At 71.7% G+C, this 2,107-nt stretch carries 2 protein-coding genes; both read right to left on the bottom strand.

Annotation, left to right across the window (positions count from 1 at the left end):
- Nucleotides 1–191 precede the first annotated feature (191 nt).
- Nucleotides 192–1,253: a CU044_5270 family protein gene (locus ACFV6I_RS04630; RefSeq protein ID WP_079136507.1), complete on the bottom strand. Its 1,062-nt coding sequence runs from the start codon at nt 1,251–1,253 to the stop codon at nt 192–194.
- Between the two features lie 5 nt (nt 1,254–1,258).
- Nucleotides 1,259–1,891 (bottom strand): RNA polymerase sigma factor, encoded by a 633-nt coding sequence (locus tag ACFV6I_RS04625; RefSeq protein ID WP_063352256.1) that lies wholly within the window; start codon nt 1,889–1,891, stop codon nt 1,259–1,261.
- Nucleotides 1,892–2,107 lie beyond the last annotated feature (216 nt).

Raw genomic sequence — 2,107 nt, 5'->3', positions numbered from 1 at the left:
CGGACCCCGGCCATCTCCTCAGGTGTCACACACCACCAACGACACAACCCACCAACAGACACGCCACTACCGCACAGACCTGACCAAGCCCTACTAGAGCTCTCTGTCCGACTCCGTTCACACGGCTCCGCCCGCCGCCCCGGCCCGAGAACGAGGGCCGGAGCGACGCGCGGAGCGACGTGCGGGTGCGGTCAGGCCTGGGCGTTGCCCGGCTGGCGGCCCGGGGCGTCGGCGGCGGCGCGCTTGAGGACGGCGGTGTTCGCGATGACGGTGCCGGGCTTGACCCCGGAGACCTCGGTGACCTGGACGCTGCGCTCGCCCAGGAAGGTGTAGGAGCTGCGGTCGAAGATGATCTCGTCTCGGGAGCCGGTGGCGGTGTTGGTACGGGCGATCGCGATGCCGGTGCGCCCGGCGGCGTCGGTGGCGCTGTCGACGAGGACGACACCGGGGATGCGGGCCGCAGCCTGGTAGAGCGCAGCGGCGAGCTCGCCGGGGACGGCCTGCTCGCGGATCAGGTCGCCGATGGTGACGAACGCCTGCTGGTCCGGCCCGCTGCCGCTTCCCTTGGTCTCGGTGTAGATCTTCTGCAGCAGTTCCTGCGGGTCGGTGGGCAGGGTGCGCAGGTAGTCGTAGGAGGGTGCGTTCAGGTGGTTGCCGCTGTCCGCCGAGAGTGCCGCGCCGCCTTCCGGGGACTTGCCCTCTTCGGTGAGCCAGCCCGTGCGGCCGTCGGCCGAGTGCCAGATCTGCCGCTGGTGGGGCTTCTCGACCCACACCTTCGACGTGCCGCTGCTGAGGTCGACGGAGCCCGCGAGGTGGGAGACGGTGCTCTCGATGTAGACGTACTGCCCCGGGCGCAGGACGACGTCCGGCGCGGCCTTGGCGGCCAGCGAGATCCGCTCCACGGCGCCGGCCAGGCCTGCGGTGTCGCCCGCCGAGACCTGGATGACGGGCGCGGAGATGCGCTCACTGCCCGCGGGGGTTGCTCCCGGGCTGCCGAGCGTGGTGGCCGCCACGGTGGCGGCGAGGGCGAGGGCCGCCACCGTGGTGGGTACGGCGATCAGCAGCCGCCGACGCTTCCTGGCCTCGGGGCGGACCGGCACTGCGGCTTCGGTGGTACGGGTGATCTCGTTCATCAGGAACTCCTCGATCTGGCGCTGCCGGCCGAGCGGGACGGCAGGTGCTCCGGCCGCCGGCAGCAGGTGCCTCAGCTCCGTGTCATCGAGCGGCTGCCGCCGCTGCGGGATGCTGGTCATCTGCTTCACTCCTTGTTCGACCGGGCCGGAACCATCCGGCCACCCTGTACTTGTCCGGCTGCCCGCAGGGGTTCCCGGCGAGTTTTCGAGGCCTGCCGCAGTTCCTTGTCGGCCAGGGCACGCAGCCGGGTCCGGGCCCTGGAGAGCCTGGAGCGCACCGTGCCGACCGGGATGCCGAGGGCCTCGGCGGCCTCGGGGTAGCTGAGGTCCGCCCACACGCACAGCGAGAACACCTCGCGCTCCCCACGACGGAGTTTCTCCAACGCCGTCTTGGCGGCCAGCAGCTGATCGCGGTCGGCGAGCCGGCCGACCAGCTCGTCGGCGAAGTCCGGGGCGGGTTCGGCGATCGGCATGCGGGCGAGGGCGGCCGCGTGCCGGCGGGCGGCTCTGGCCCGGTTGCGCAGCACGTTGACGGTGATGCCCATCAACCACGGGCGAGGAGTGGCCCCTTCGTCGCGAAGCTTGTCCCGCAGGCGCCAGGCCTCCAGGAAGACCACCGCCATGACGTCCTCGGCACCGGCGCGATCCCCGCTCACCCGGACCGCGTGTGCCAGAACCGCGCGCGAGTGCTCCTGGAACAACTGCCGGAAGGCGCCCGGGTCCCCGGCTCTGATCCGTTCGTGCAGCGAATAGTCCACACCTCTGGTTGTCCGGCCACCGCGAAGCAGTTCCAGTGAGCTGCGTCACAGGTGTGCCGGCAAGCGGCGGATGCCTTTCGCGCTGACGACGGGTCCTCCGCGCAGGTGCCGATTTGAGCGGGGGGGCCCGCGCGGGGGGGCCCGGGGGGGGGGGGCCGGGGGGTGGGAGCGGGGGGGTTTGAAAAAAAACAACTCCCCCCCAAAGCGAGGGTGAGA

The organism is Kitasatospora sp. NPDC059803, assembly GCF_042732255.1.
Taxonomy (GTDB): domain Bacteria; phylum Actinomycetota; class Actinomycetes; order Streptomycetales; family Streptomycetaceae; genus Kitasatospora.
The sequence above is the reverse complement of the archived record's forward strand: the minus strand, read 5'-3'. Positions and strand labels throughout refer to the sequence as shown.